Genomic DNA, 23,367 nt, shown 5'->3' with positions numbered 1-23,367 from the left:
CCGGGTGTTTATGCGCTCGTGCCGCCGACGGTCAGGCGGTCGAGCAACAGCGTCGGCTGGCCCACGCCCACCGGCACGCCCTGGCCGTCCTTGCCGCAGGTGCCGATGCCGGGGTCGAGCCCCAGGTCGTTGCCGATCATGGAGATGCGGGTCAACGCCTCCGGCCCGTGGCCGATCAGGGTGGCGCCCTTGACCGCCGGGCCGACCTTGCCGTCCTCGATCAGGTACGCCTCGGAGGCCGAAAAGACGAACTTGCCGGAGGTGATGTCCACCTGCCCGCCGCCGAAGTTGACGGCGTACAGGCCCTTCTTGACCGAGCGGATGATCTCCTCGGGGTCCCTGTCGCCGGCTTCCATGGTGGTGTTGGTCATGCGCGGCAGCACCGGATGGGCGTGGGACTCGCGCCGGCCGTTGCCGGTGGGCGCCACCCCCATCAGGCGGGCGTTCATGCGGTCCTGCATGTAGCCTTTCAGAATGCCGTCCTCGATCAGCACGGTGCGCGAGGTCGGCGTGCCCTCGTCGTCCACCGACAGCGAGCCGCGCCGGTCGGGAAGGGTGCCGTCGTCCACCACCGTCACCCCGGGGGCGGCCACGCGCTCGCCCAGCCGACCGCAGAAGGCGGAGGTCTTCTTTCGGTTGAAGTCCCCCTCCAGGCCGTGGCCGACCGCCTCGTGCAGCAGAATCCCCGGCCAGCCCGGCCCCAGCACCACCGGCATTTCACCCGCCGGGGCGTCGATGCTCTCCAGGTTCACGATGGCCTGCCGCAGGGCCTCGTCCACGGCGCCTTGCCAGCGCGCCTCGGTGACGAAGGACTCGTAGGCCATGCGCCCGCCGCAGCCGTAACTGCCGCTTTCCATGCGCTCGCCGTCGCGCATCACCAGGGCCACGTTGACGCGCACCAGCGGGCGGATGTCGGCCACCGACTCCCCGCCCGGACGCAGGATCGTCACCGCCTGCCACGACGCCGTCAGGCTGGCCATGACCTGCACGACGCGCGGATCCTTGCCGCGCGCATAGGCGTCGATGGCCGACAGCACGGCCACCTTGCGGTCCATGCCCAGCCCGTCGATGGGGTTGTCGTTGGTGTACAGATGCCGGTTGGTGCGTTGCGGCGGCAGCGCCAGCGTGCCGCCGGAGCCCGTCCGCACCGCCTTAACCGTCTCGGCGGCGCGGGCGATGGCCGCGTCGTCCAGAAGCGTCGCATGGGCAAAGCCCACGGTCTCGCCCGCCTCGGCGTGCAGCCCGAAGCCCTGGGCGGTGTCGAACGACGCGGTGCGGATGCGCCCGTCGTCCAGCCCGAAGCTCTCCGACTGCTTGTATTCCAGGAACAGCGCGCCGTCGTCGCAGCCGGACAGGGCGTCATCGACGATGGCGGCCACCCGGGACCGGTCGAGACCGGCGCGGTCGAAGAACAGGGCCTCGGCCTGGGCATCATGGGGCATGGAAACGGTCTCCCAGCGTGATCGAGCATCTGGACGGGACAGGGGGGGCGCGCGGGCGGCGCGCGTTGTCCGCTCTCCTAGCAGATCTGGTTCGCAGGAGCCAATTCAAGCCGTCCGTGGCCGGCAGGTCTCACGATGGTGGGAGATCGCCGGTTGCGGTCGGTGCCGGCCTGTTCGCGGCCGGACGGGGCTTGTAGCCCCGTCCGGACCCGTTTTCGTCTCCCAACCGCGACTCAAGACCGGGTCCGGGCGGGAGTGCAACTCCCACCCGACGTCAGGGCGCGCACCATCCTGAGACCGGCTGCCGGCGAGCCTCGGGGCTATCAGCCAGTTTCAGAATATGGCATGATCCGGAATGATTCCAAAAACAAAAAGAACCAAAAGCATTGACTTTGTACTCTTTCGTTCAAACTGGCATCGACGAAAGGGGAGCCTTCGCGATTGACACTAACAGGAATACACGCATGGCCTTCGTAAACGAGACTCATTTCGCGCCGCCGGAACGGCTGGACCGCGAGACGCTGAAGACCCAGGCCCGCAAGGTCGCCGGGGCCGAGTACCCGGCGGCCATTCTGGACGGTGTCAGCATTCCCGTCTTCGTGTTGAACGCGAACCGACAGATCGTGTTCGCCAACTCGGCCTTTCGCCAGTTCGTGCCCAACGGCGAAACCCTGGATTTCATAGGCCAGCGCGCCGGCGAGGCCGTGGCCTGCATTCATGCCGACGAGGACGAGGCCCCCGGCGGGTGCGGCACGGCGCCGGCCTGCCGCGATTGCGAGGCCATCGCCTCCGTGCTGCGCGCCCAGGCCAAGGGGCGGGACGAGCGCACCTTCCAGCTCGCGTTGCACGGCGGCGACGCGGTCAACGCCATGATCCGCGCCACCCGGATCGAGGTGGACAGCGAGTCGTTCGTTATCGTCGCCCTGGTGGACATCAAGGACACCCTGTGGCACCGCGACATTGAGCGCGCCTTCCTGCACGACGTGATGAACATCGCCGGGTCGATCCGCAGTTCATCGGAAGCCATCGCCCACTTCGATCCGGAGACCCAGAAGGCCTACATGGAGCGGATCGTCGTCGCCTGCGACACCCTGATCACCGAGATCCACAGCCATCGCCTCATGATCCACGCCGAGGACGGCGCGCTGGAACCGGCCTACGAAACGCTGGATTCGCACGCATTCCTGACCGACATGGCGGTCATCATCGGCCAGCACACGGTCAGCCGCGACCGCCGTATCGAGGTGGCGCCGGATGCCCGTGGTGTCCCGTTTCAAAGCGACCGCGGTCTGCTGTCGCGGGTGCTCATCAACCTGCTGAAGAACGCCCTGGAGGCCAGCGACCCCGGCGGCACGGTCACGGCCAACACAGGCTACACGGATGACGCGGTTTGGTTCTCGATTCATAATGAAACAGCGATGCCGAACGACGTGGCGTCGAAAATCTTCCGTCGATTCTTCTCGACGAAAGGGGCGTCTCGCGGCATCGGCACGTATGCCGCCAAACTCCTGACCGAAAAATATTTGGGCGGCAAAATTGGCTTCTCGACCGCCGTCGACACCGGAACCACATTTACTGTTACATATCCCCGATCTGGTCGCTAAATAAACCACGTACGATGTCAGTAGAACTGGCGACGGCTTTGACAATTTTTTATGACCGCCATACCTGTCCGGATGCTTCTCACGCTGTTCCGGTCCAACAGCCATGTGATTTTCGCAACCCTCTATGCTCCATCTGCAATCTATAGCGAATGGCGAGTTCTTCCTGAGGCAGTTTCATGACAGAGTCGTCGGGCATGAGTGGAGAGGCTTGGACCGCGTTCCAGCGGGCCAGCTTCATGCGCTGAACACCAAGTGACAGGATCGCCGCCGCATGATGTTGACCCCTCGCACTGCCTTCGCGCCGGCCCAGCGTTTTGATCGCGACACGGTGAGCGCGCAGGCCCATCGCGTTCGCAACGCCGAAAACGTGGCGGCCATCCTGGATGCCGTGAACGTCCCGGTGTTCGTGCTCAATCGGTATCGACAGGTCGTTCACGCCAACGAACCGTTTTATGCGCTGATCGGCGTCGACGATCCCCAGTCGGTCCAGGGTCTGCGCCAAGGCGAGGCTTTCGGCTGCATCGGCGTCCAGCTCGCCAAGCCCACCGGCGGATGCGGCACCGGCAGCGCCTGCCGGACGTGTGAGGCGATCCGGGCCGTGCTGAACGCCCAAGCCCACGGCAAAGACGAACGGCAATGCGCTTTCAGGCTGACTCGTGGAAATGCCATGAACGCCCAATTCCGGGCCACGCGAGTCGACATTGGGGGCGAGATTTTTGTCATTTGTGCCCTGGTGGATATTCGCGACAGCCTGTGGCAGCGCGATGTCCAAACCTCATTTCTCCACGATATCCTGAACATCGCCGGCGCGATCCAGACTTCGTCGGAGGCGTTGCCGCAGTTCAACGGAGCCCAGCAAAAGGATTACATCAATCTCATCCAGTCGGCCTGCGACACACTGGTCAATGAAATCAAGAGCTACCGCATCATGTTGCAGGCCGAGGACGGATCCCTGCAACCCGAGGTCCACACCGTGCGTTCGCTGGGCTTTCTTCAGTCCATGGTCCAGATCGTCAATGGGCACAGGGCCGGCCAGGATCGGTCCCTTGTCATCGCGCCGGACAGTGAAGATGCCAATCTGGACACCGATCGCGGCCTGTTGTCGCGCGTCCTTGTCAATCTGATCAAGAACGCGCTGGAGGCCAGCGATCCTGGAATGACGGTCACCGCCCGAACCGACGTGAAGGACGGGTGGGTCACATTCTCCGTCCACAACATGACGGTCATCCCGGAGCAGGTCGCCCACCGGATTTTCGCCCGCTTTTTCTCGACCAAGGGAAGCGGCCGTGGCATCGGCACGTACAGCGCCCGCCTTCTCACCGAGCAGTATTTGGGCGGTTCCATCGCGTTCACAACGGAACCGGACGCGGGGACGACCTTCACGGTCAGTTACCCGGCTCGACCGGCGGCGGCGAACAGGTCGGTCTGAGCGGCGCGTGACGGCCTTTCGGTCGCGTCGCTGACCGTCAGTGTGCCGTCCCAGGCGCTGAGCAGGCCGGCGACCTCCGGAAAGGACCGGTCCGGGTCGAGCCATGCCGCCTCTGCCTCGGGACCGGACAGGACGGCGGGCATGCGGGGGTGGATCGCCGCCATCTGCTCCGTCGCCAGCCGTGTGACGACCGTGAAACGGCCCTGGTCGTCCACCAGCCCCGCCATGGCATGAAGACCGGCATCCGCCCGGCCGATGCGGTGGCGCCGCTTGCGGGCACGGGCCGGCGCGCCGGGCGCGGCCGTCCATTCGAAGAATGCGGTGGCCGGCACAAGGCATCGGTTGCCGACAAGCCGCCGGAACGTGGGTTTCGTCGCCAGCGTCTCCGCCCGGGCATTGATCAGGGGCTTGGCGTCCCACTCCACATGGAATCCCCAGACCAGGGCCACCGGCACCCGGCGCGGGCCAATCACCGGGACGCGGTCGGTGGGCCGGATCTCGGCGCGCGGCAAGCCCTCCAACGCCGCCCGGGTCGCGGCGTCCGCATCCGGCGGCGCGGTCAGACCGAACCGCGCCATCAGGTCGGCCGGCGCCACATTCAGTTCGAAACGCGAGCACATGCCGTTTAGAATGGGGATCGTCCACTTGGCGGACAAGCCAACCGCCGATGCCCGAAAAGGACCGCCGCGCATGACCGACGCCAACGATCCCCTCGCCGAACCGACGAACCGGGTCGTCTCGGACGAACCCCGCCATACCGGCCACTCCGTGGTCATCACCGGCGCCAGCCAGGGGATTGGCCACGCCATCGCCGCGCGCTTCATGGCCGAGGGCTGGCAGGTGATCACCTGCGCGCGCCGCGACGTGCCGGCGCACTGTCGGCGCGACCCGCTGTGGACGCATCACTTCGTCGCCGACCTGTCGCAGTCGGACAGCCTGGACAGCTTTGCCGCCCGCGTGGTCGAGGCGCTGGGCGACCAGCCCCTGCACGCGCTGATCAACAACGCCGGTGTGTCGCCCAAGACGCCGTACAACGAACGGCTGGGCATTCTCAACGGATCCATCGACGGCTGGCACGAGGTGTTCGAGTTGAACTTCTTTGCGCCGTTGCGGCTAGCGCGGGCACTGGGGGTCAAGCTGTCGCGCGGCAAGGGGACGATCATCAACATCACCTCCATCGCCGGGCATTACGTCCATCCGTTCGCGGGCTCGGCCTATTCCACCTCCAAGGCCGGACTGTCCGGCCTGACCCGCGAGATGGCCGCCGAGTTCGCCCAGCTTGGCGTGCGCGTGAACGCCGTCGCGCCCGGCGAGATCGCCACCGAGATGATCAGCGAGGAATACGAGGCGCTGATCCCGCGCATCCCGCTGGACCGCATGGGCACCGTGGCCGACGTGGCGGGGGTGGTCTACCGGCTGTGCGACGCCGATTTCAGCTACGTCACCGGCAATGAGGTGTTCGTGGATGGGGGGCAGCGGCTGCTTTAGGACCTGTTGACAATAGAGGCGCGGCCTCACACCCCCTGAAACCGCGCCGGCTCGCCCAGGGGCTCGCCCACGGTGGCGCCCTCGCGCATCACCACATGGCCCCGAATGACGGTCATCACCGGCCAGCCGGTCACCGGCATGCCGTGAAAGGGCGTCCAGCCGCAGGTGCTGGCGATCCAGGCGTTGTCGATGGTGTGCTCGGCGTCCAGATCGACGATGGTGAAGTCGGCATCATAGCCGCGCGCGATGCGTCCCTTGCCGGCGATGTTGTAGATCCGCGCCGGCCCGGCGCTGGTGAGGTCGACGAAGCGCTCCAGGCTCAGCCGGCCCACATGCACATGGGCCAGCATCACCGGCACCAGGGTCTGCACGCCCGGCATGCCGGAGGGGCACTGCGGGTAGGGCCAGGACTTTTCCTCCCGCGTGTGCGGGGCGTGGTCGGAGCCGATCACGTCCACCAGTCCGTCGGCCACCGCCCGCCACAGGGCGGCGCGATGACGGGCCTCGCGGATCGGCGGGTTCATCTGGGCGAAACTGCCCAGGCCGTCGTAGCAGTCCGGCGCCGCCAGGGTCAGGTGCTGGGGCGTGACCTCGACGGTGGCCAGCGCGCGCGCCCCGACCAGCATCTCCAGTTCCTCGGCCGTGGTGATGTGCAGCACATGCACGCGCCGCCCCGTCTCCCGCGACAGGGCCAGCAGCCGGCGCGTCGCCGTCACCGCCGTCTCCACGTCGCGCCAGTCGGGATGGGCGGAGGGGTCGGCGGCCTCCTCGGCGACGGCCTTGCGCGCGCGCAGGCGGGCCTCGTCCTCGGCATGCACGGCCACGCGGCGGCGGCCGCCGGCGAGCACGCGGCGCAGCACCGTGTCGTCCTCGACAAGAAGCGAGCCGGTGGACGAGCCCATGAACACCTTGACCCCGGCGCAGCCGGGCAGCCCCTCCCAGTCGCCCAGGCTGTCGGCGTTGGCGTCGGTGGCCCCGAGAAAGAAGGCATGGTCGCACCACGCGCGGCCGCGCGCCCGCGCCAGCTTGTCGGCCAGGGCATCGGGGCTGTCGGTGTTCGGGGAGGTGTTGGGCATCTCGAAGATGGTGGTCACGCCGCCCAGAACAGCACCGCGCGTGCCGCTTTCCAGATCCTCCTTGTGCTCCAGGCCGGGCTCGCGGAAATGCACCTGACTGTCGATCACGCCGGGCAGCACATGCAGCCCGCGCAGATCGAGAACCTCGGCGGCCGGCGCGGTGTCCGGCACGCCCAGGGCGGCGATGCGGCCCCCGCGCACGCCGACCGTGGTCGCCACGGCGCCGGACGGCGTCATCACCGTGCCGCCGCGCAACAGAAGATCGAATGGCTCCGCCGTCTCCACGCGACGTCCTCCCTCTCCGCGTCCCTCAACCGCCGTCGAAATGGGCGATATGCTCGAAAAGGCCCCGGTACCCGGCCAGAACCTGGGCGGCCATGTGGCCCTGAGTGAAGGTCTCACGCCCGCTCGACACCAGGATATCGAGCGCCCCCGGCTCCAGCAGCAGCCATTTCAGACCCTGGGTGATGGTGACGATGTCGTCGGCGGGCAGGACCAGGGCATTCTCATTGGCGCGGATGACGGAATGCGGGTCGGGCTGGCCGATGGCCAGCACCGGCTTGCCGTGCGCCCAGGCCTCGATCGCGGCATGATCGGGCACATGGTCGCGCCCGGTGCAGACCACCAGATCGCTGGCCGCATACAGCGCGCCCAGATCGTCGCGCCAGCCCAGGAAGCGGACTCGCGGCTTGATGCCGAGTTCGTAGGCGATGGCCTCCAGGGAGTCGCGTTCGGGACCATCCCCGGCGATCCACAGGTAGACCTCGGGCAGCCGTTGCAGCACACGCAGCACGGTGGCGAAGTCGCGCCGATCCGTCATCTGCCCGGCGGCGAGGAGAAGCGGCGCCTGCTCCGGCGTGAACACGCTCTTGCGCGGCAGCGGCGGCAGCGGCGTCTGCTCCACCAGCGGCGGCAACAGATGCACGCGCTCCGGCGACCAGCCCTTGGTCAGAACGGTGTCGCGCTCATGGCCGCTATGGACCAGAAGGTGCTGGCACTGGCGATACGCCTCCAGCGGTTTTCCCAATCCCCACCGACCCAGCACCGGGACGCCCATGCCGGTGACGAAACGGACGGTATCCGGCGTCCAGGCGACCACCAGGCCGGGCTGGAAGTTCTGCACATAAGTGCGGATGCGCCGACGCACCAGGAAGGATAGGCCCTCGTACTTCATGGCCACAGGGTGCAGGCCCGACGCGCGCAGACGGGCGACCCGCTCCGGAATGTCCCGCAGCATGACCAGTTGCTGGATCCCGTCGCCGTGCAGCGCCACGGCCAGCCGCTCGAAAAAGCGCTCGGTCCCTCCGATGGCATCACCGGTGATGGCCTGCAACACGCGCGGATCCATGAAACGGGGCTCCCTTGACGCGGCGAAAAACGGGGACGGAATACAGGGTGGGGATGGAGCCGACTGAACCGCCCGCAGCTTAGCCCCCGGATGGTGGCGAGATCGTGACCGTGGACCCGACCGGCGACGCGCCGATCCGACTCCATCCTCGCGGCAAAGACCGGATCGGGTCAACGGCGACGCGCGATCATCAACTCCGGGTCTCCGCCGCCGCGACCTCCTGAAGCAGGGTCCGCGCCGCCTCCTCGACCCGCTCCACCGGCAGGGTGTCCATCAGGCTGGCCGTCACCGTCCCGGGCTTCAGGCCCGGCGGGTACAGCTCCTCATAGGCCTTGTCGGTGCGCACCGCCCGTCCGCGCGGTCCCCAGGGGGCGTAATGCTCGTCCCGCGACGGGCCGAACAGGCCGATGGTGGGGGCCCCCGAAGCCGCCGCCATGTGCATCAGGCCGGAATCATTGCCGACGACCAGGGCGCTGCGCGAAAACACCGCCGACACCGCCAGCAGGTGCAGGCGGCCGATCAGATCGAGTGTTCCCGGTCCCGCCAGGGCCTCCAGCACCGGTGCGGCGGCGTCCCGCTCGTCGGGGCCGGCCACCACGGCGATGCGGGCGCCAGGCAGCGCGCCGTCCGGCGCGGTCAGGCGCCGGGCCAGCTCGACGAACCGGTCGGCGGGCCACACCTTGGCGATCCAGTTGGCCGTCGGCGCCAGCACCAGGAGCGGGGCCTCGCCCGTGCCGGCCAGCGCGGCGTCAGCCGCCGCCTCGTCCTCGGGCCGGATCCACAGGCGCGGCTCCGGCGGGTGCTTGAACCCTTTGTCCCCCAGGGTCGAACCGATGCGCCGAACCCTGTGATTCGGCGCCGCAGCGTGAACACGCGGCCGCAGGGTCTGGCGCGGGCGCAGCAGCATGGGCAGCGGCGAGCCACGCAGGTCTATGATGATATCCCAGCGCGTTCCCTTCAACTGGCGGTACGCCTCCCACCAGTGCCCGCCCCAGGGCTTCTTGCGGATGATGTGGATGTGTTCCAGCCCGGGCACGCCCTCGAACAGCGGGGCGGCAATGTGCCCGCACGCCACCGTGACGGCGATCCCTGGATAGTGTTCAAGGGCGTGGTCCAGCATGCCGGTTGACAGGACGGCGTCACCAATCCGGCTGTTGGTGATGAAAAGCAGGGTCATCTGACGGGACGTGGGCTGTGTCATCGGCTGAAGCTGAACCAGTGGGTTTCGAGATCCTCGGCGACGTCCTCCCAGGCCCGCAGGCGGGTGGGGCCGCGCGCCTCGTCCGCCATGCCCTTGTGCAGGCCGTCGTCGGTCAGGATTTGGACGGTCACGTTGACGAAGGCGTCGTCGTCCGGGACCAGCATGCCGCTGTCGCCGTTGGCGATGCGCTCCGGCGCGCCGCCCAGCGGGCGGGCCACCGCCGGCAGGCCGACCGCCTGGGCGTCGATCAGCGGCCAGCAGGCATGGTCCCAGGATTGTCCGGGATGCAGATAGACCCGGGCCGTGCGCCAGGCGTCGGCCAGCGCGGCCTCGGGCTGAGGTTCGCGGACCTCGACGCCCTTCTCGGCCAGGGTGCGCACCCGGGCCACCAGGGGGGTCAGGGGCTCCGGCACCGGCTCCCCGGCGAGCCCGGCGGACAGCAGCGCCGAATACAGATGCAGGCGGGCGTTCGGAACCGCCGGAGCGATGCCGTGCTCCCAACGATCCAGCAGCCAGTCAAGGTCGCCGTGCAACGGGTGGGCGGCGGTCACCGCGACGGGGGGATCGGCGGGCGCGGCCGGCTCGCTGTTCAGGAACGGCCAGGCGGCGCCCGGCGCCAGCACATGGGCCACCTGCCCCCCGGACGAGGGACCGGCGGCACGCTGGCTGTTGCTGAGGTAGACGATATCGGGCCGCGACGCGGACAGGCGGGCCCGCACCACCGGGCGCACCAGCGACGCCGGCTGCCCCAGCACCCACAGCACGCGGCGCCCCGCCCGCACCGGCAGCGAGGACAGCAGCGACGGCCGCCGCACCGCCACCAGAACGTCGGTGTCATCCGGCAGGGAGCGTTCGTGCTCGTCCATCGGCAGCGGCACCCAGGCCACGCCGTCCACCCGCACCGGATCCATGATGGCCGTGGCCACGGTCACCACATGGCCGCGCATGGCCAGGGCCCGCGCCAGACCGGCTACGGCCCGCTCGCCCCCGCCCAGCGGGGCCTCGGCCGGCGTCCGCCCATCATAGGGCACGCCATCGTCGGCGAACAGAATACGCATGACCGGCCTTATAGACTCGGGCGCCTTCGTTGCCAAGTCGGCCCTTGCCCCGGCGGCGGAATGGATTACGTGTGCCGGGCCGTCCTCTCCCCTCAGAACCGGACCCCGCCGCATGACCGCCCTTGATGCCACGATTCTTGAAACCCGTGCCCTGCTCGTGCTCAGCGGCGAGGATCGCGCCCACTTTCTCCAGGGCCTGGTGACCAACGACGTCACCCGGGTGACGGACGACCGCGCCGCATTCGCCGCCCTGCTGTCGCCCCAGGGCAAGCTCCTGTTCGACCTGATGCTGGCAGCGCACGGTGAGACCCTGCTGATCGAGGCGGACGCGGACCGGCTGGAGGACCTGCGGCGCCGGCTGAGCCGCTTCAAGCTGCGGGCGAAGATCGCGCTGGCCCCGGCGGAAGGCTGGAGCGTCGCCGCGCTGTGGGGCGAGGGCGCTTCCAACGCCCTGGAATTACCCGCCGAGCCGGGCGCGGCGCGAACGCTGGACGACGGCGTGGCCTTCATCGATCCGCGTTTTGCAGAGGCCGGGGCGCGTCTGTTCCTGCCGGCGGACCGGGCCGGCGCGCTTCTGGACGGGCTTGGCGCGCGGCTGGTGGAACCGACCGCCTATGACCGGCACCGCCTGACGCTGGGCCTGCCGGAGGGCGCGCGCGACATGGACATCGACAAGCGCACGGCGCTGGACTGCGGCCTCGACGACCTGAACGGCGTCGATTTCGAGAAGGGCTGCTACATGGGCCAGGAACTGACCGCGCGCACGAAATACCGGGGCTTGCTCAAGCGGCGGTTGATGCCCGTGGCCGTCGAGGGGCCGATTCCCGAGCCGGGCACACCGCTGCTGACCCCGGCCGGCAAGGACGCCGGCGAAATGCGCTCCGGGCTGGCGCTGGACGCCGGGCACGGGCTCGGCATGGCGGTGGTGCGGCTGGAGGCGCTGTCCGCCGGCGAACCGCTGCGCTGCGCGTGCGGTGAAGCCCGGCTGACGCCCCGCCGGCCGGATTGGATGGCCCCGACCGAGGCGGCCGGCGCGGATTGACCCACTTGTGCCGGCGTCCGTCATGGGTCATCTAAATGTTTCAGACCCGCCGCTCGACAGGAGACGCCCCGCCATGACCACGCCCTGCATCATCACCGTCGCCATCACCGGGTCCGTGCCCACCAAGCGGGACAATCCGGCCGTGCCGGTGACGGTGAGCGAGCAGGTCGAATCCACCCATGAGGCGTTCGAGACCGGCGCCTCGCTCGCCCATCTGCATGTGCGCAACGACGACGGCACCACCACGTCGAACCCGGATCGATTCGCCCGCCTGATCGAAGGCATCCGCGCGCACTGCCCCGGGATGATCGTGCAACTGTCCACGGGTGGCCGCTCCGGCAAGGGCGAGGAACGCGGCGGCATGATCCCGCTGAAGCCGGACATGGCCTCGCTGTCCACCGGCTCGTGTAACTTCCCGACCCGCATCTATGAAAACGCCCCGCAGTTCGTGGACTGGCTGGCCGCGCTCATCAAGGAGCACGGGGTCAAGCCGGAGATCGAGGTCTTCGACCTGTCGATGCTGTTCAAGGCCGTCGAAATGGCCGGCGACGGCCGCATCGTCGGCCCCCTGCATGTGCAGTTCGTCATGGGGGTGAAGAACGCCGTGCCGGTGGACCGGCCGACCTTTGACTTCTATGTCGAGACGCTACGACGGCTGGCCCCGGACGCGACCTGGACCGGCGCCGGCATCGGGCGGCACCAGTTGACGCTGCATCATTGGGCGCTGGAGCACGGCGGGCACCTGCGCACCGGGCTGGAGGACAACATCCGCCTGGATAAGGAGACGCTGGCGCCGTCCAACGCCGCGCTGGTGAAACGCGCCGCCGAGCTGTGCGCGGACTACGGCCGGCACCCGGCGACGCCCGCCGAGGCCCGCGTGCTGCTCGGCCTGCCGGCGGCGGCGTAACAGGTTGCGGAAAAACCGGTCTCCGAATGGATACCCTGTAGCCGAAGTGCCCAACCTCACCAGATCCCTTGGCTCGCTTCGCGCGCTCGGGATGACGCAATTGTTTGAAATAAAAGAAAGACGTCATCCCGAACGCCCCGAAACGGGGCGGAGGGACCTCGAGAGGAGGCGCACGACGGGCCCGATCCGCATGCGGTGCTGGAGAGGATCCAATCATATTGCCGCAACCTGCTAGGCCCTTCCGGGCGGAACATCGCCCGATCCCGGACGACAACGATCATTTCCAAGACCCGTTGATGGGGTAGGGTGACGGCCTGACGCGCGCGACCCTTGCGCGCCCGTCGTCGGCCCGCCGATACTCCGGCGTGAGCCGCCCTCGTCACCACCTGAGAATGAGGTCCCCGTCCCATGACGCCGTCCGACTCCGCTCCGGCTTCCCCCACCCCGGGCCGCATGGCCGGCCGCATCGCCGTGGTCACCGGCGCCTCGCGCGGCATCGGCCGCGCCGTGGCCAAACGGTTCGCGGTCGAGGGCGCCCATGTGGTGGCCGTGGCCCGCACACAGGCCGCGCTGGAAGACCTGGACGACGAGGTCCAGGCGGCCGGCGCCCAGCCGCTCATGCTGGTACCGGAGGACCTGACCGACTACGAGAAGATCGACCAGATGGGCGCCGCCCTGTTCCAGCGCTTCGGCCGCCTCGATGTGCTGGTGGGCAACGCCGGCTACCTGGGCCGGCTGGGGCCGGTCGGGCACACACCGCCGGAGATGTTCCAGCAGGTCATGGACATCAACCTGACCGCCAACTGGCGCCTGATCCGCTCGCTGGACCCCTTGCTGCGCCAGTCGGAGGCCGGCCGCGCCATCTTCGTCACCTCCGGCGTCGGCCACGAGGCGCGGGCGTACTGGGGCGCCTATGCCATCTCCAAGGCGGCGCTGGAGATGATGGTCGGGGTCTATGCCGCCGAGTTGCTCAAGACCAACGTCAAGGTCAACCTGATCAACCCGGGGCGGACCCGCACCGACATGCGCCGCGAGGCCTATCCGGGCGAGAACCCGGAGACGCTGCCGCTGCCCGACGCGCACGCCGAGGCTTTCGTGCGGCTGGCCAGCCCGGAGTGCCAGGATCACGGTGCCCTGATCGACCTGCCCTCGCTGGCCGAAAGCGAGGGGTGAGTTCGGTTACGACCTGTCCACGCGCAGGGTCCAGTCCGCCGCCGGGGTCCAGTGGCCCCAGTGCCGGCTGGGGCCGCCGGTGATGGTCAGGGGCGGCAGCGGCTGGCGCGCCAGCGTGCCGGGGCCGTCGTGCACCACGGCGACGCCATGCCACGGGCCGGGATTCAGGCGCGGCCCCGGTAGCGTCAGGGTGGCCGTCACGGTCTCGCCGGCCGCCGCCGCCAGCGGCGCCCGCGCCAGATCGCTGGCCAGTCCGGTCACCCGCGTGCCGTCCGGCGCATAGAGCGGCACGCCGATGTTCAGCGCCCGTGCCGGCGCCCACAGCCGCGCCCGCAGCCGCAGGGTCAGCGGCGCCCCGAACGGCACCGCCGAGACCGACGCGCCGGCCCCGTCCAGCCACGCCATGTCCAGGGCATCGATGCGCCCGTCGTCGCGGAACAGCGGCTTGAGAAAACCCGGAATGCCGTCGTCGTCGCATTCGGCTCCCGCCTCCGGCGCCGCCGCGCCGCCCTCCGCCAACCGGCGGTACAGCGCCAATCCGGCTTCCGTGGCGCCGTCGAACGCCACCCGGCCCCGGTCCAGCACCACCACGCGGCCGCAGAACCGCGCCACCTCCGGCAGATTGTGCGAAACCAGGACCACCGCCGCCCGCTCGCGCAGCGCCATCATGCGGGCTAGGCACGCCTGCCGGAACGGGAAGTCGCCCACCGACAGCATCTCGTCCACCAACAGAACGTCCGGATCGCCATGGACGGCGATGGCGAAGCCCAACCGCAGCGCCATGCCGCTGGAATAGCCGCCGACCGGCCGGTCCAGGGCATCGCCCAAACCACAGAAAGCGACCACATGCGGCAACGCGGCCGCCTGCTCCGCCGGCGTCAGCCCCATCAGCGCGCCCACCAGCGGAATCGTCTCGCGGCCGGTCAAGGTCGGCGAGAAGCCGGCGGTCAGGTCGATCATGGTGGCCAGCCGTCCCGCGCGCGCCACCCGGCCGGCATCGGGCGCAATCTGCCCAGCGGCGAGGCGCAGCAGGGTGGTCTTGCCGGCGCCGTTAAGGCCGACGACGCCCACGGCCTCGCCGCGCCGCACGGTCAGGGAGACGTCCTCCAGCGCCGTCACCGTGCCGGGGCCACCATCGGGGGCGGGCACCGGGCGGCGTCCGGCCAACGCCCGCCATACCTGCCGGGTCCAGGCGCGGCGATCCGCGCGCGAACCGGCGGCAAAGGACTTGGTCACGCCCTCCAGGACCAGCACGGGCGCGCTCACGCGAGCCCCTCCCGCAGGCGCGGCGCCAGCCGGACGAACCCGCGCAGCCCGAGCGCCAGCAGGGCGACGCCGATCACGCTCCACGCCGCCACGGCGCCGCCATGGGGCAGGGTTCCGGTCAGGGCCAGTGCCCGCGCGGCCTCCGTAAACAGCGCCAGTGGATTGATCACCGTCGCCGCCCAGGCCCAGGCGCCGTCCGGCAGCGGGAACAAGGCCAGACTCGGCAGCAGGGTCAACCGCGCCGCCGTCGCGGCCGCCGCCGGCACGTCCGGCCACGGCGCCGCCCACAGGGCCAGGATCACGCCCACGCCCAGCGCCAAGACCAGCGCCGCCGACAGCACCGCCAGCGCCGCCGGCAGGCCCGGCCCCTCGACACCGCCGGCCGCGATCAGGGCCAGCGGCCACAGCACCACCGTTCGGCTGAGAGCGCGCCGGCCCGCGTCGAGCAGTCCTGCCAGCACGGCCGCTGCCGGTCCCACGGCGGGCGCGCGATATCCCGTCAGGCCGCGCGTCGGTGCCAGCGCGGCATCGACGAGAAGGCTCCAGGTCCAGTAGCCCAGGGCGGCATACGCCAGCGGCGGGATGGTGTCGTGCTGGGGCAGGGCGCCGCCGGCCACCAGCGGCAGATACACCAGCAGCGGCCACAGGGGGCCGAGCGCCTCGCCCGCCCGCCCGAAGGCGTGACGGCGTTCCCGCGCCAACCGCTCCCGACGCGACAGCGCGCGGGCGACCCGAACGGAACCGCGCAGGTCGTTCAAGGCCACAACGCCCTTCATACCCGGCCCGTCTCCCGCCCCTTGACCCTCGAACCGCCGATCATCGCGAGTGCCTAGGCGATGACGCAAGCGAATTAAGCGACGCCCGTCAGGTCTCGGCGGTGGCCGGTTCGTCCCCATACCACGCCGCCGCGCGGACGATCTCGCGCGTGTCGGCCTCGGTGACGAGTGAGGACCACGCCAGCCCGTCGGCTCCGAGCAGGCGCCGCACCCCCACGCGGTCGCCGGGGCGGCACTCCCCCCGAAATCCGATCAGAACCTCGCGCGGACAGAAGGGCGCCGACACCGCGTCACCGTTCTCGCCCAGGCTCCAGGCGATCAGGTGGGTGTGGTTGACGTGCCCGTAGACATCAATCTGTGAGGCATGCACGGGGTAGACGGCGCACGACGGGCCCGCGTCCGGCGCGGGCGGCGGCATGACCGGAGTCGGCAGCAGGCGGGGTCCGGGCTCCGGCAGGCCGCGCAGCACCGTCGCCGGATCGGTGACCGGTCGGCGCGCCCCCAGATCGAACAGCGACCAGACCGTGACCACGGCGGCGACAACGCCGTCGCCCTCGACACCGACGCGGTAGACACGCACCGCGCCCCGGCGGTCCAGGCCGGCCGGCCACGTCTCCACGGTCACGGTCTCACCGAGACGGGGGGATCGCCGCACCGCGAACCGCGCCCGATTGAGCACCCAAACGGCACCGCGCCCCATGGTCTCGGTCAGGCCATGCCCAAACCCGGCCGCGTTGACGGCCGCCGCCTCCTGGCACACGTCCGCCAGAGCGTGCAGGGTCATGCGGCCGTCCGGCCCCGCCTCGCGCACCCGCACCGACAGGGACAGGCGGCTGGCCATGGCGGGTGACGCCGCCGCAGCCACGGCGGACCAGTCGGGCGAAAGCGGCCGATCAAGCACGAAGCGGTCCCGCCTCGGGTCGCCGTGGGGCCGGCCTCATACTCCCGGCCCTCCCACCAGGTGGGAGCCCAGATGCTCGACGATCCGAGCCTCCATGGTGCGGTCGAAATCGCCGATCAGAGCTTCGACGAGGGCGAACCACATCTCCTCGCGTTCGTTCAGCGTGGCGCTTTCCGGAAGGGTCCGGCTCTGCCAGACCTGCGCGGTGGCCGCACCGAGCGCGATGCCGGTCAGCGCGTCCACCACCTCCACCGTGCCGCCCAACTGGGCGTAGTGGCTTTCCGCCTGCTCGTTCTTGAGCAGGCCGGAGAGGCCGCGTTCCACCGTCAGCTTTTTCTCGACCACGCTGGCGTCGTGCACGGTGAAGCGGACGACGGCGCCCTCGTCGCCGTTGGTCTGAAGGCGATCCTCCGCCCACTGGCCGGCGGCGCGGTCGGGGGCCAGCGGCATCAGGTGCTCGACATTGGGAAGCCGGTTCGGCCGGCTGTATTCCGAGCGCACGTCGACCCGCTGGGCGCGGAACAGGAACGGCTGTTTGTGCGAGAATCCAAGCGTGGGGAACATCGGGCGACGCGGCGGTTCGGTGCACCCGGCCAGAAGCAGGGGCGACAGGGCCACGCCCACCCCGGCCCCCGCCGCACCGCGCAACAGGTGCCGGCGCGAGGGACCGTGCGCTCGCGTTCCTGCCGCCGTGTCACGCGCCATGGGGAAGCCGCCCCTCTTTCCGATGTCTCGACTCGGGCCCCGCCCCTATGCCGGCCCGTCGCCGGCCAGAGCATCCAGGTCACCGTCGTCAAAGGTATAGTGCGCGGCGCAGAATTGGCAAGATGCGGTCAATACGCCATCGTCCTGTTTCATGGTCTCCATCTCGGCGCGGGAGAAGCGCGACAGGGCGGCCATGACCTTCTCGCGCGAACACCGGCAGCCGAAGCGCAACGGCCACGTTTCGCCAGGAACCAGGGATTCGCCGTGAAACAGGCGATGCACGATGCGCTCCGGGGTCAGCGCCGAATCGAGGAGTTCGTCGGCCCCCAGCGTGTCCAGCAGAACGCCGGCCGTCTCCCACGCGTCGGCGGCCTCGGCCCCGTCGCGGCCCCCGGCCTCCGGCGGCATACGCTGCACCAGAACACACCCGGCCCGCCACCCCAACGCGGGGTCCTGCCGCGCGGCGGACAGAACGACGGTCGGCAACTGCTCCGACTGGCGGAAGTAGTGTTCGACGCTGCGGGCCAGGCTGTCCCCGGTCAGTTCGGTGATCCCCTGATAGCGCTCCGTTCCCGGCCCCTGGTCCACGGTGAAGGCCAGATGGCCGCGCCCCAGCAACAGCGGCAGGCCGACCGCCGCGGCGCCGTGCTCGGCCAGCAGGGCGTCCAGGCGCTCCCGGTCGAGCCGGGCCACGGCGCGCACGTCCCCGGGACTGGTGACGTCGGCCATCAGGGTGGAGACGGGGCCGTCGCCACTGGTCTGTAGCGTGAAGACGCCCTCGTACTTCAGGCCCCGGGCCAGCGCGACCGCCAGCACCGCCGTCTCGGCCAGCAGCGCGTTGACGACCGGCGGCCAGTCATGGCGGCCCAGCAGATCGTCGAGCGCGGCGCCCAGCCGCACCAGCCGGCCGCGCATCAGGCCGCCGGCCAGATGAAAGCCGTAGGCGGTGTCGTCCCAAGGGGTCTGTTGGTCGGTCATGTCTCCGTCCCGAACGGACTCACGCGCCCAGACACCACGCCAGGATGCCCTTCTGCGCGTGCAGGCGGTTCTCGGCCTCGTCCCAGACGGCGGAGCGCGGGCCGTCGATAACGTCCGCTGTCACCTCCTCGCCCCGATGCGCCGGCAGGCAGTGCATGAAGACGGCGTCCGGCTTGGCGCGCGCCATCAGGGCGTCGTTGACCTGAAAAGGCCGCAGCAGGTTGTGCCGGTTGGCAGCGTCTTTGTCACCCATCGAGACCCAGGTGTCGGTAACGACGCAGTCCGCCCCCTCGACCAGTGTTTCGGGATCACCGCCCTCGACCAGCCGGGCACCGTTGGCCCGCGCCCAGGCTATGACCTCGCGGTCCACCCGCAGGCTCTCCGGGCAGGCCAGCCGCAACTCGAAGCCAAAGCGGGCGGCCGCCTTGACCCAGGTGGTGGCCACGTTGTTGCCGTCGCCGCACCACGTCACCACGCGGCCGACGAGGTCCTCGCCCTTGTATTCCCGCAAGGTCATGACATCGGCCATGAGCTGGCAGGGATGGGCCCTGTCGGTCAGGCCGTTGATGACCGGCACCGTGGCATGGTGCGCCATCTCGCCCAGCTTTTCGGCGGAGGTGGTGCGCAGCATGATGACATCGACATAGCGCGACAGCACGCGGGCGGTGTCGGCCACCGTCTCGCCGCGTCCGAGCTGGCTCTTCTCGCCGTCGAGCATGATCACGTCGCCGCCGAGCTGGCGCATGGCCACCTCGAAGGACACCCGCGTGCGGGTCGAGTTCTTCTCGAAGATGAGGGCCAGGGTCTTCCCGGCCAGCGGTCTGTCGCCGCCCACCGCCGATCGGGGGCCGTCCGCCTTGATGGCGCGGGCCATGCCGAGAATGCGGTCCAGGGTGGCGCTGTCCAGATCGTCCAGGTCGAGGAAATGGCGGGGCGGTGTCCCGATCCGGGGGTCATCCGGCACGGGCTTGAGGCTGGTCATGGTCATGTCGCGTCACGCTGTCAGTTCTCCGCAGGCGGCCCGCAGCATCGCACCGGCGGCGTCCACCTCGGGGGTGTCAATGATGAGCGGCGGCAGCAGCCGCGCCACGTTGTCGGAGGCCGGAACCAGAAGCAACCCCTGGTCGCGGCAGGCGGCGATGAGATCGCCGTTGGGAACCCGACAGACAAGGCCCCACATCAGCCCGCATCCGCGAACCTCGGCGATCACGCCCGGCGCATCGGCGGCCACCCGCCGCAGCGCCTCGCCCAGTTCGGCGCCGACGCGGTCGACCCGTTCCAGGAACCCGGGCGCCAGCACCTCGTCCAGCACCGCCTCGGCGACGGCCATGGCCAGCGGGTTGCCGCCGAACGTGGTGCCGTGGCTGCCCGGGGTGAAGGCGCCGGCCCATCGCGCGGTCGTCAGCAGCGCGCCGACCGGAAAGCCGCCGCCCAGTCCCTTGGCCACGGTCACGATGTCGGGCGAGATGCCCGCCTGCTCATGGGCGAACAGGCTGCCGGTGCGGCCGATACCGGTCTGAACCTCGTCCAGGATCAGCAGCAGACCGTGTTCGTCGCACAACGCGCGCAGCCCGGCGAGATAGCCCTGGGGCGCCGTGCGGATGCCACCCTCGCCCTGGACCGGCTCGATCATCACGGCGCAGGTCTGGTCGGTGACGGCGGCGCGGGTCGCGTCCAGGTCGCCGAAGGGCACCCGGTCGAAGCCGTCCATCATCGGGCCGTATCCCGCCATGTGCTTGGGATTGCCGGTGGCCGCCATGGTGGCGAACGAGCGCCCGTGGAAGGCGCCGTCGGTGACGATGAAGCGGACCCTGTCGCCCTGGCCCTCTTCGTGAGCCACCTTGCGCGCCAGCTTCAGCGCGGCCTCGTTGGCCTCCAGCCCGGTCGAGCAGAAGAACACAGCGTCGGCGAAGCTGTGGGCGACCAGCCGCTCGGCCACCCGCTCCTGACCGGGAACGCGGTACAGATTGGAGGTGTGCCAGAGCTTGCCGGCCTGCTCGCGCAGCACGGAGACCAGACGCGGGTGCGCGTGGCCGAGGGCGTTCACCGCGATGCCGGCGCCGAAGTCGAGGAACCGGCGGCCGTCGGTGGACGTCAGCCAAGCGCCCTCGCCGTGATCGAAGGCAATGTCCGTGCGGGCGTAGGTGCCCATCAGGGCGGGGGTGGTCATCGGGCCTGATCCACCTGTCGGAGCCGGACCGCCGCCGATCCGGAACGGGCTGCCCGCGCCGCGCCCGTGGGGGCGCGGCGTCTCGCCAGCATCCCGGCCGGAGGCACCCGGATGAAAAACCAACGGGCCGCACGCTGCCCACGCACGGCCCAGGGAAGCGAGGATCATGGCGGGCGCGCGCGCCGTTGTCAATGCGAACAAAGGTGACGGTTGCGCGACAGGGGGGCGGCGGCCGGCACCGGCGGGTTGCCGGATCGGCGCCGTCGGTTCACTGTGTGACCCTTGGTTCCTTCCGCGCGAAAGGCCTGATCGTCATGTCCACGCGGCTTATGCCTCTGGTGTTCCTGCTGGCCCTGGTGGCCGCCCCGGCCGCGCTGGCCGCCGGGACCGCAACCCTGCAAACGTCCACACCGAACGGTGTGCGGTCCATGACCATCGTCTGGCAGGACGCGGACACCGCCCGGATCGACCTGCCCCGCCCCGGGTCCTACACCCTGGTGCTGGAGGGCGAGCCGTTCACGGTCAACAGGATGGACGGGCGGACCATGGTGGTGTCGCTGAAGGGCGTGACGCCGCATGTGGGACTCGGTTTCGGCCCCATGTCGGAGCCCCATCGGGCCGAATCCGTTGACGCGCTACGGGCCACCGGCGCGCACGAAACGCTGGCGGGCATTGCCGGGGACGAATACGAACTGGCCTGGACCGATGCGGCCGGCGGGTCTCATGTCGATCGCGTGGTGCTGAGCGACAATCCCCTGGTTCTGGAAATGACGGCCGCGTTCATGGCGTTTCCAAACGCCTTGGGGCAAGCGGCGGATGCCCGCGCCGTGGCCCTGCGGGAGCGCGGCCTGGGCGTGCTGCGCAAGGGCGACGATTTCCGGATCACGGCCCTGTCGGCCCAGGCGCCCCCCGCCGGCACGTTCGACCTGCCCGCGCCTCCCATGAGCATGCGCGACGTCATGGGCCGGCCGGCACGGTAGCCCGCGCGCCGCCATCTGTTTTCAGTCCGGAGGAAGGACCGCTCGTCATGATCAAGTCAGCCGCGATTCTGCTGGCCCTGATCGCTGTCATCGCCACCGCCCCCGCCGCCAACCGCGCCCATGCCGCCGGCGCCGCCATGCTGGAGGCCGGGTCGGGCCGATCCGCCCAGCCGTTCACCGTCGTCTGGCAGGATGCCGAGACCGTGCGCGTCAACATGCCGTATCGCGACGTCTCGTTCCTGTTGGTGGACGGCGCGCCCTATGCCCTGCGGCGGATGAACCGCCAGTTCGTCGTTCTATCGCTGGACAGCCTGGGCGACGAGGCCGCCGGTCTTCTGCCCGGGTTCGTGTCGACGCACCGCCGGGCCGCCTCGGTCGAGGCCCTGCGGTCCCTTGATCGGGAGGAGACGGTCGCCGGCATCGTCGGCGAGACCTTCGAGATGATCTGGACCGACACCGCCGGGCGCCGCCGCACGGATCGTCTGGTGCTGAGTGACGATCCGCGCGTGCTTGATCTGTCGGCCGCGATCACAGCGTTCGAGGGCGCGCTGGGGCATACCCCGGACGCGCGCGGCGTGGCGGTGCGCGGGCGCGGCCTCGGCCTGCTGAGTGGCATGGGCGTGCGCGTGACCTCGCTGTCGGATCGCGACCCCCGGCCTGGCACCTTCACGCTGCCGGGGCCGCCGATGACCCTGGAGGAGATCATGGAGCACCTGCGGCAAGGCCAACCGGCGCAATGATCACGGCCGACGGCCCCGCCATCCCATCATTTTCAAGGAAGGACGCACCCTCATGTTCAGACCGATGATTCTCGCGCTGGCCGCGATGCTGGCCGCCACCCCCGCCCTGGCCGGCGGCATCGCCACCCTGGAAGCCTCGGGGAACGGCCGAAATCACACGATGGATGTGTTCTGGCTGGACCCGGGAACGGTGCGCATCGACGCGCCGGTGGAGGGCAGCTATTCCGTGATGCGGGACGGCACGTTCTACACCGTCAGCACCATGGGCGGATCGCTGATGGTGCTGGAGATGGACGATAGTATGCGCGACATGGCTGAGGGACTGGGTCAGGCCGTGGGCGCCGAGTTGGAGAAACACCGCGCGACCTCGGTGGAAAGCATCACGGCCACCGGCGCCACCGAGACCGTCGCCGGCATCAAGGGCGAGGTCTACGAGGTCCAATGGACCGACGGCACCGGCACGGCGCGCACGGACACCGTGGTCCTGACCGATGATCCGCTTGTGCTTGAACTGACACGGGCAATGGCGGCGACCGGCGCCGCCGTCGGCGAACCGGACGATCCGCGCAACGAAGCGCTGGAGCAATTGGGGCTGGGCGTGCTCAGCAGCGGCAGCCAGTTCCGCATCCAGGCCATTTCCGGCGACACGCCGCCGGCCGAACTGTTCGAGCTGCCGGCTCCGCCCATGAGTATGCAGGACATGCTGCGCGGCCATACGACGCCGGGGCAGCAGTAGCGCACAGGACCGACAGAACCGCGCCGGCCGGCCCAGGTGTCCCCGGGCCGGCCCCCGTTTGTGGATTGACACGGCCGGAGCCGGCGCAATTTTTACGGGTTCGATTCATCGCTTCGGCGATTCGGTGTATCGATCAACCGAAAACGGGATCGTCTGTCTGTCGAGGATCCACACCCATGCGCCCCGCCACCCTTGCCCTCGCCGCTGGCCTCGTGCTGGCTCCGATCACCGTGCTGGCCCAGGTGAAAGCGCTGGCGGGCGTGCCGGGGTACGACACGCCCTACGAGACCCTGTTGTTCACCGACGATGGGCGGACAACGGTGGATTCCCGGCACTGACCGGAGTCC

At 69.8% G+C, this 23,367-nt stretch carries 24 protein-coding genes; 10 read left to right on the top strand and 14 right to left on the bottom strand.

The annotated features are described in order from the left end of the window. Positions 1–8: 8 nt before the first annotated feature. Positions 9–1,442: a metalloprotease TldD gene (tldD, locus tag BLS85_RS10035; protein ID WP_092785811.1), complete on the bottom strand. Its 1,434-nt coding sequence runs from the start codon at positions 1,440–1,442 to the stop codon at positions 9–11. 464 nt (positions 1,443–1,906) lie between these two features. On the opposite strand from tldD, the gene BLS85_RS10030 reads away from it, so the two are divergent. Then, positions 1,907–3,046 (top strand): PAS domain-containing sensor histidine kinase, encoded by a 1,140-nt coding sequence (locus tag BLS85_RS10030; protein WP_092785809.1) that lies wholly within the window; start codon positions 1,907–1,909, stop codon positions 3,044–3,046. 79 nt (positions 3,047–3,125) lie between these two features. On the opposite strand, the gene BLS85_RS19430 is transcribed toward BLS85_RS10030, so the two are convergent. Next, positions 3,126–3,548, bottom strand: coding sequence for a hypothetical protein (locus BLS85_RS19430; protein WP_245699174.1), 423 nt, complete (start codon positions 3,546–3,548; stop codon positions 3,126–3,128). On the opposite strand from BLS85_RS19430, the gene BLS85_RS10025 reads away from it, so the two are divergent. Further along, on the top strand, positions 3,435–4,475 hold the full coding sequence (locus tag BLS85_RS10025; protein ID WP_425438477.1) for a sensor histidine kinase: 1,041 nt from the start codon (positions 3,435–3,437) through the stop codon (positions 4,473–4,475). The two genes, BLS85_RS19430 and BLS85_RS10025, sit on opposite strands and share 114 nt — an antisense overlap. Here BLS85_RS10025 and BLS85_RS10020 read toward each other — a convergent pair. Continuing rightward, positions 4,436–5,131 (bottom strand): SOS response-associated peptidase, encoded by a 696-nt coding sequence (locus BLS85_RS10020; RefSeq protein ID WP_176793579.1) that lies wholly within the window; start codon positions 5,129–5,131, stop codon positions 4,436–4,438. The genes BLS85_RS10025 and BLS85_RS10020 overlap by 40 nt on opposite strands. Positions 5,132–5,165: 34 nt before the next feature. Here BLS85_RS10020 and BLS85_RS10015 point away from each other — a divergent pair, with 34 nt between their 5' ends. Then, entirely contained in the window at positions 5,166–5,963 is a 798-nt protein-coding gene (locus tag BLS85_RS10015) for an SDR family NAD(P)-dependent oxidoreductase (RefSeq protein WP_092785803.1), read from the top strand. Between the two features lie 26 nt (positions 5,964–5,989). Here the strand turns inward: BLS85_RS10015 and BLS85_RS10010 are convergent, their stop codons facing one another. From BLS85_RS10010 to BLS85_RS09995, 4 genes are all read right to left on the bottom strand, one after another. Then, the gene (locus BLS85_RS10010) at positions 5,990–7,324 is read right to left on the bottom strand and encodes a dihydroorotase (RefSeq protein WP_281242527.1); all 1,335 of its coding nucleotides are present in this window, start codon (positions 7,322–7,324) and stop codon (positions 5,990–5,992) included. 25 nt (positions 7,325–7,349) lie between these two features. After that, positions 7,350–8,387: a glycosyltransferase gene (locus tag BLS85_RS10005; protein ID WP_092785801.1), complete on the bottom strand. Its 1,038-nt coding sequence runs from the start codon at positions 8,385–8,387 to the stop codon at positions 7,350–7,352. Between the two features lie 190 nt (positions 8,388–8,577). Continuing rightward, a complete protein-coding gene (locus BLS85_RS10000; RefSeq protein ID WP_092785906.1) occupies positions 8,578–9,564 on the bottom strand; it encodes a glycosyltransferase family 9 protein in 987 nt (328 codons plus the stop codon). Positions 9,565–9,584: 20 nt separating this feature from the next. After that, positions 9,585–10,646 (bottom strand): glycosyltransferase, encoded by a 1,062-nt coding sequence (locus tag BLS85_RS09995; RefSeq protein WP_092785799.1) that lies wholly within the window; start codon positions 10,644–10,646, stop codon positions 9,585–9,587. Positions 10,647–10,758: 112 nt separating this feature from the next. Here BLS85_RS09995 and ygfZ point away from each other — a divergent pair, with 112 nt between their 5' ends. The 3 genes from ygfZ (at position 10,759) to BLS85_RS09980 (ending at position 13,768) form a co-directional block, all read left to right on the top strand. Further along, complete coding sequence (gene ygfZ / locus BLS85_RS09990) at positions 10,759–11,688, top strand: CAF17-like 4Fe-4S cluster assembly/insertion protein YgfZ (RefSeq protein WP_092785797.1); 930 nt, start codon at positions 10,759–10,761, stop codon at positions 11,686–11,688. Between the two features lie 73 nt (positions 11,689–11,761). Beyond that, positions 11,762–12,595: a 3-oxoadipate:acetyl-CoA acetyltransferase gene (locus tag BLS85_RS09985; protein WP_092785795.1), complete on the top strand. Its 834-nt coding sequence runs from the start codon at positions 11,762–11,764 to the stop codon at positions 12,593–12,595. Positions 12,596–13,003: 408 nt separating this feature from the next. Continuing rightward, positions 13,004–13,768 (top strand): SDR family NAD(P)-dependent oxidoreductase, encoded by a 765-nt coding sequence (locus tag BLS85_RS09980; protein WP_092785793.1) that lies wholly within the window; start codon positions 13,004–13,006, stop codon positions 13,766–13,768. 6 nt (positions 13,769–13,774) lie between these two features. On the opposite strand, the gene BLS85_RS09975 is transcribed toward BLS85_RS09980, so the two are convergent. The 7 genes from BLS85_RS09975 to BLS85_RS09950 all read right to left on the bottom strand — a co-directional run bounded on the left by BLS85_RS09975 (position 13,775) and on the right by BLS85_RS09950 (position 20,564). Further along, positions 13,775–15,034: an ABC transporter ATP-binding protein gene (locus tag BLS85_RS09975; protein WP_176793577.1), complete on the bottom strand. Its 1,260-nt coding sequence runs from the start codon at positions 15,032–15,034 to the stop codon at positions 13,775–13,777. Beyond that, positions 15,031–15,810 carry a hypothetical protein gene (locus BLS85_RS19100; protein WP_176793575.1) on the bottom strand — a complete coding sequence of 260 codons (780 nt, stop codon included), beginning with the start codon at positions 15,808–15,810 and terminating at the stop codon, positions 15,031–15,033. Before BLS85_RS19100 ends, BLS85_RS09975 begins: the two co-directional genes overlap by 4 nt. A gap of 88 nt (positions 15,811–15,898) precedes the next feature. Further along, positions 15,899–16,711: an acyl-[acyl-carrier-protein] thioesterase gene (locus BLS85_RS09970; RefSeq protein WP_092785789.1), complete on the bottom strand. Its 813-nt coding sequence runs from the start codon at positions 16,709–16,711 to the stop codon at positions 15,899–15,901. Between the two features lie 36 nt (positions 16,712–16,747). Further along, positions 16,748–17,416, bottom strand: coding sequence for a hypothetical protein (locus tag BLS85_RS09965; RefSeq protein WP_143027151.1), 669 nt, complete (start codon positions 17,414–17,416; stop codon positions 16,748–16,750). A gap of 45 nt (positions 17,417–17,461) precedes the next feature. Continuing rightward, on the bottom strand, positions 17,462–18,394 hold the full coding sequence (gene hslO / locus BLS85_RS09960) for an Hsp33 family molecular chaperone HslO (protein WP_092785773.1): 933 nt from the start codon (positions 18,392–18,394) through the stop codon (positions 17,462–17,464). Positions 18,395–18,413: 19 nt separating this feature from the next. Further along, complete coding sequence (gene argF, locus BLS85_RS09955) at positions 18,414–19,382, bottom strand: ornithine carbamoyltransferase (RefSeq protein WP_245699172.1); 969 nt, start codon at positions 19,380–19,382, stop codon at positions 18,414–18,416. A 6-nt stretch (positions 19,383–19,388) separates the two neighbouring features. Beyond that, complete coding sequence (locus tag BLS85_RS09950) at positions 19,389–20,564, bottom strand: aspartate aminotransferase family protein (protein ID WP_092785771.1); 1,176 nt, start codon at positions 20,562–20,564, stop codon at positions 19,389–19,391. 314 nt (positions 20,565–20,878) lie between these two features. Here BLS85_RS09950 and BLS85_RS09945 point away from each other — a divergent pair, with 314 nt between their 5' ends. The 4 genes from BLS85_RS09945 (at position 20,879) to BLS85_RS19095 (ending at position 23,358) form a co-directional block, all read left to right on the top strand. Then, positions 20,879–21,544 (top strand): hypothetical protein, encoded by a 666-nt coding sequence (locus BLS85_RS09945; RefSeq protein WP_143027150.1) that lies wholly within the window; start codon positions 20,879–20,881, stop codon positions 21,542–21,544. Between the two features lie 47 nt (positions 21,545–21,591). After that, entirely contained in the window at positions 21,592–22,284 is a 693-nt protein-coding gene (locus BLS85_RS09940) for a hypothetical protein (protein ID WP_092785767.1), read from the top strand. Positions 22,285–22,336: 52 nt separating this feature from the next. Beyond that, positions 22,337–23,020: a hypothetical protein gene (locus BLS85_RS09935; RefSeq protein WP_092785765.1), complete on the top strand. Its 684-nt coding sequence runs from the start codon at positions 22,337–22,339 to the stop codon at positions 23,018–23,020. 176 nt (positions 23,021–23,196) lie between these two features. After that, the gene (locus BLS85_RS19095; RefSeq protein WP_176793573.1) at positions 23,197–23,358 is read left to right on the top strand and encodes a hypothetical protein; all 162 of its coding nucleotides are present in this window, start codon (positions 23,197–23,199) and stop codon (positions 23,356–23,358) included. Positions 23,359–23,367: the final 9 nt, after the last annotated feature.

It is taken from the genome of Rhodospira trueperi (assembly GCF_900101965.1).
GTDB classification, from domain to species: domain Bacteria; phylum Pseudomonadota; class Alphaproteobacteria; order Rhodospirillales; family Rhodospirillaceae; genus Rhodospira; species Rhodospira trueperi.
This window is presented reverse-complemented; position numbering and strand designations above follow the sequence as displayed.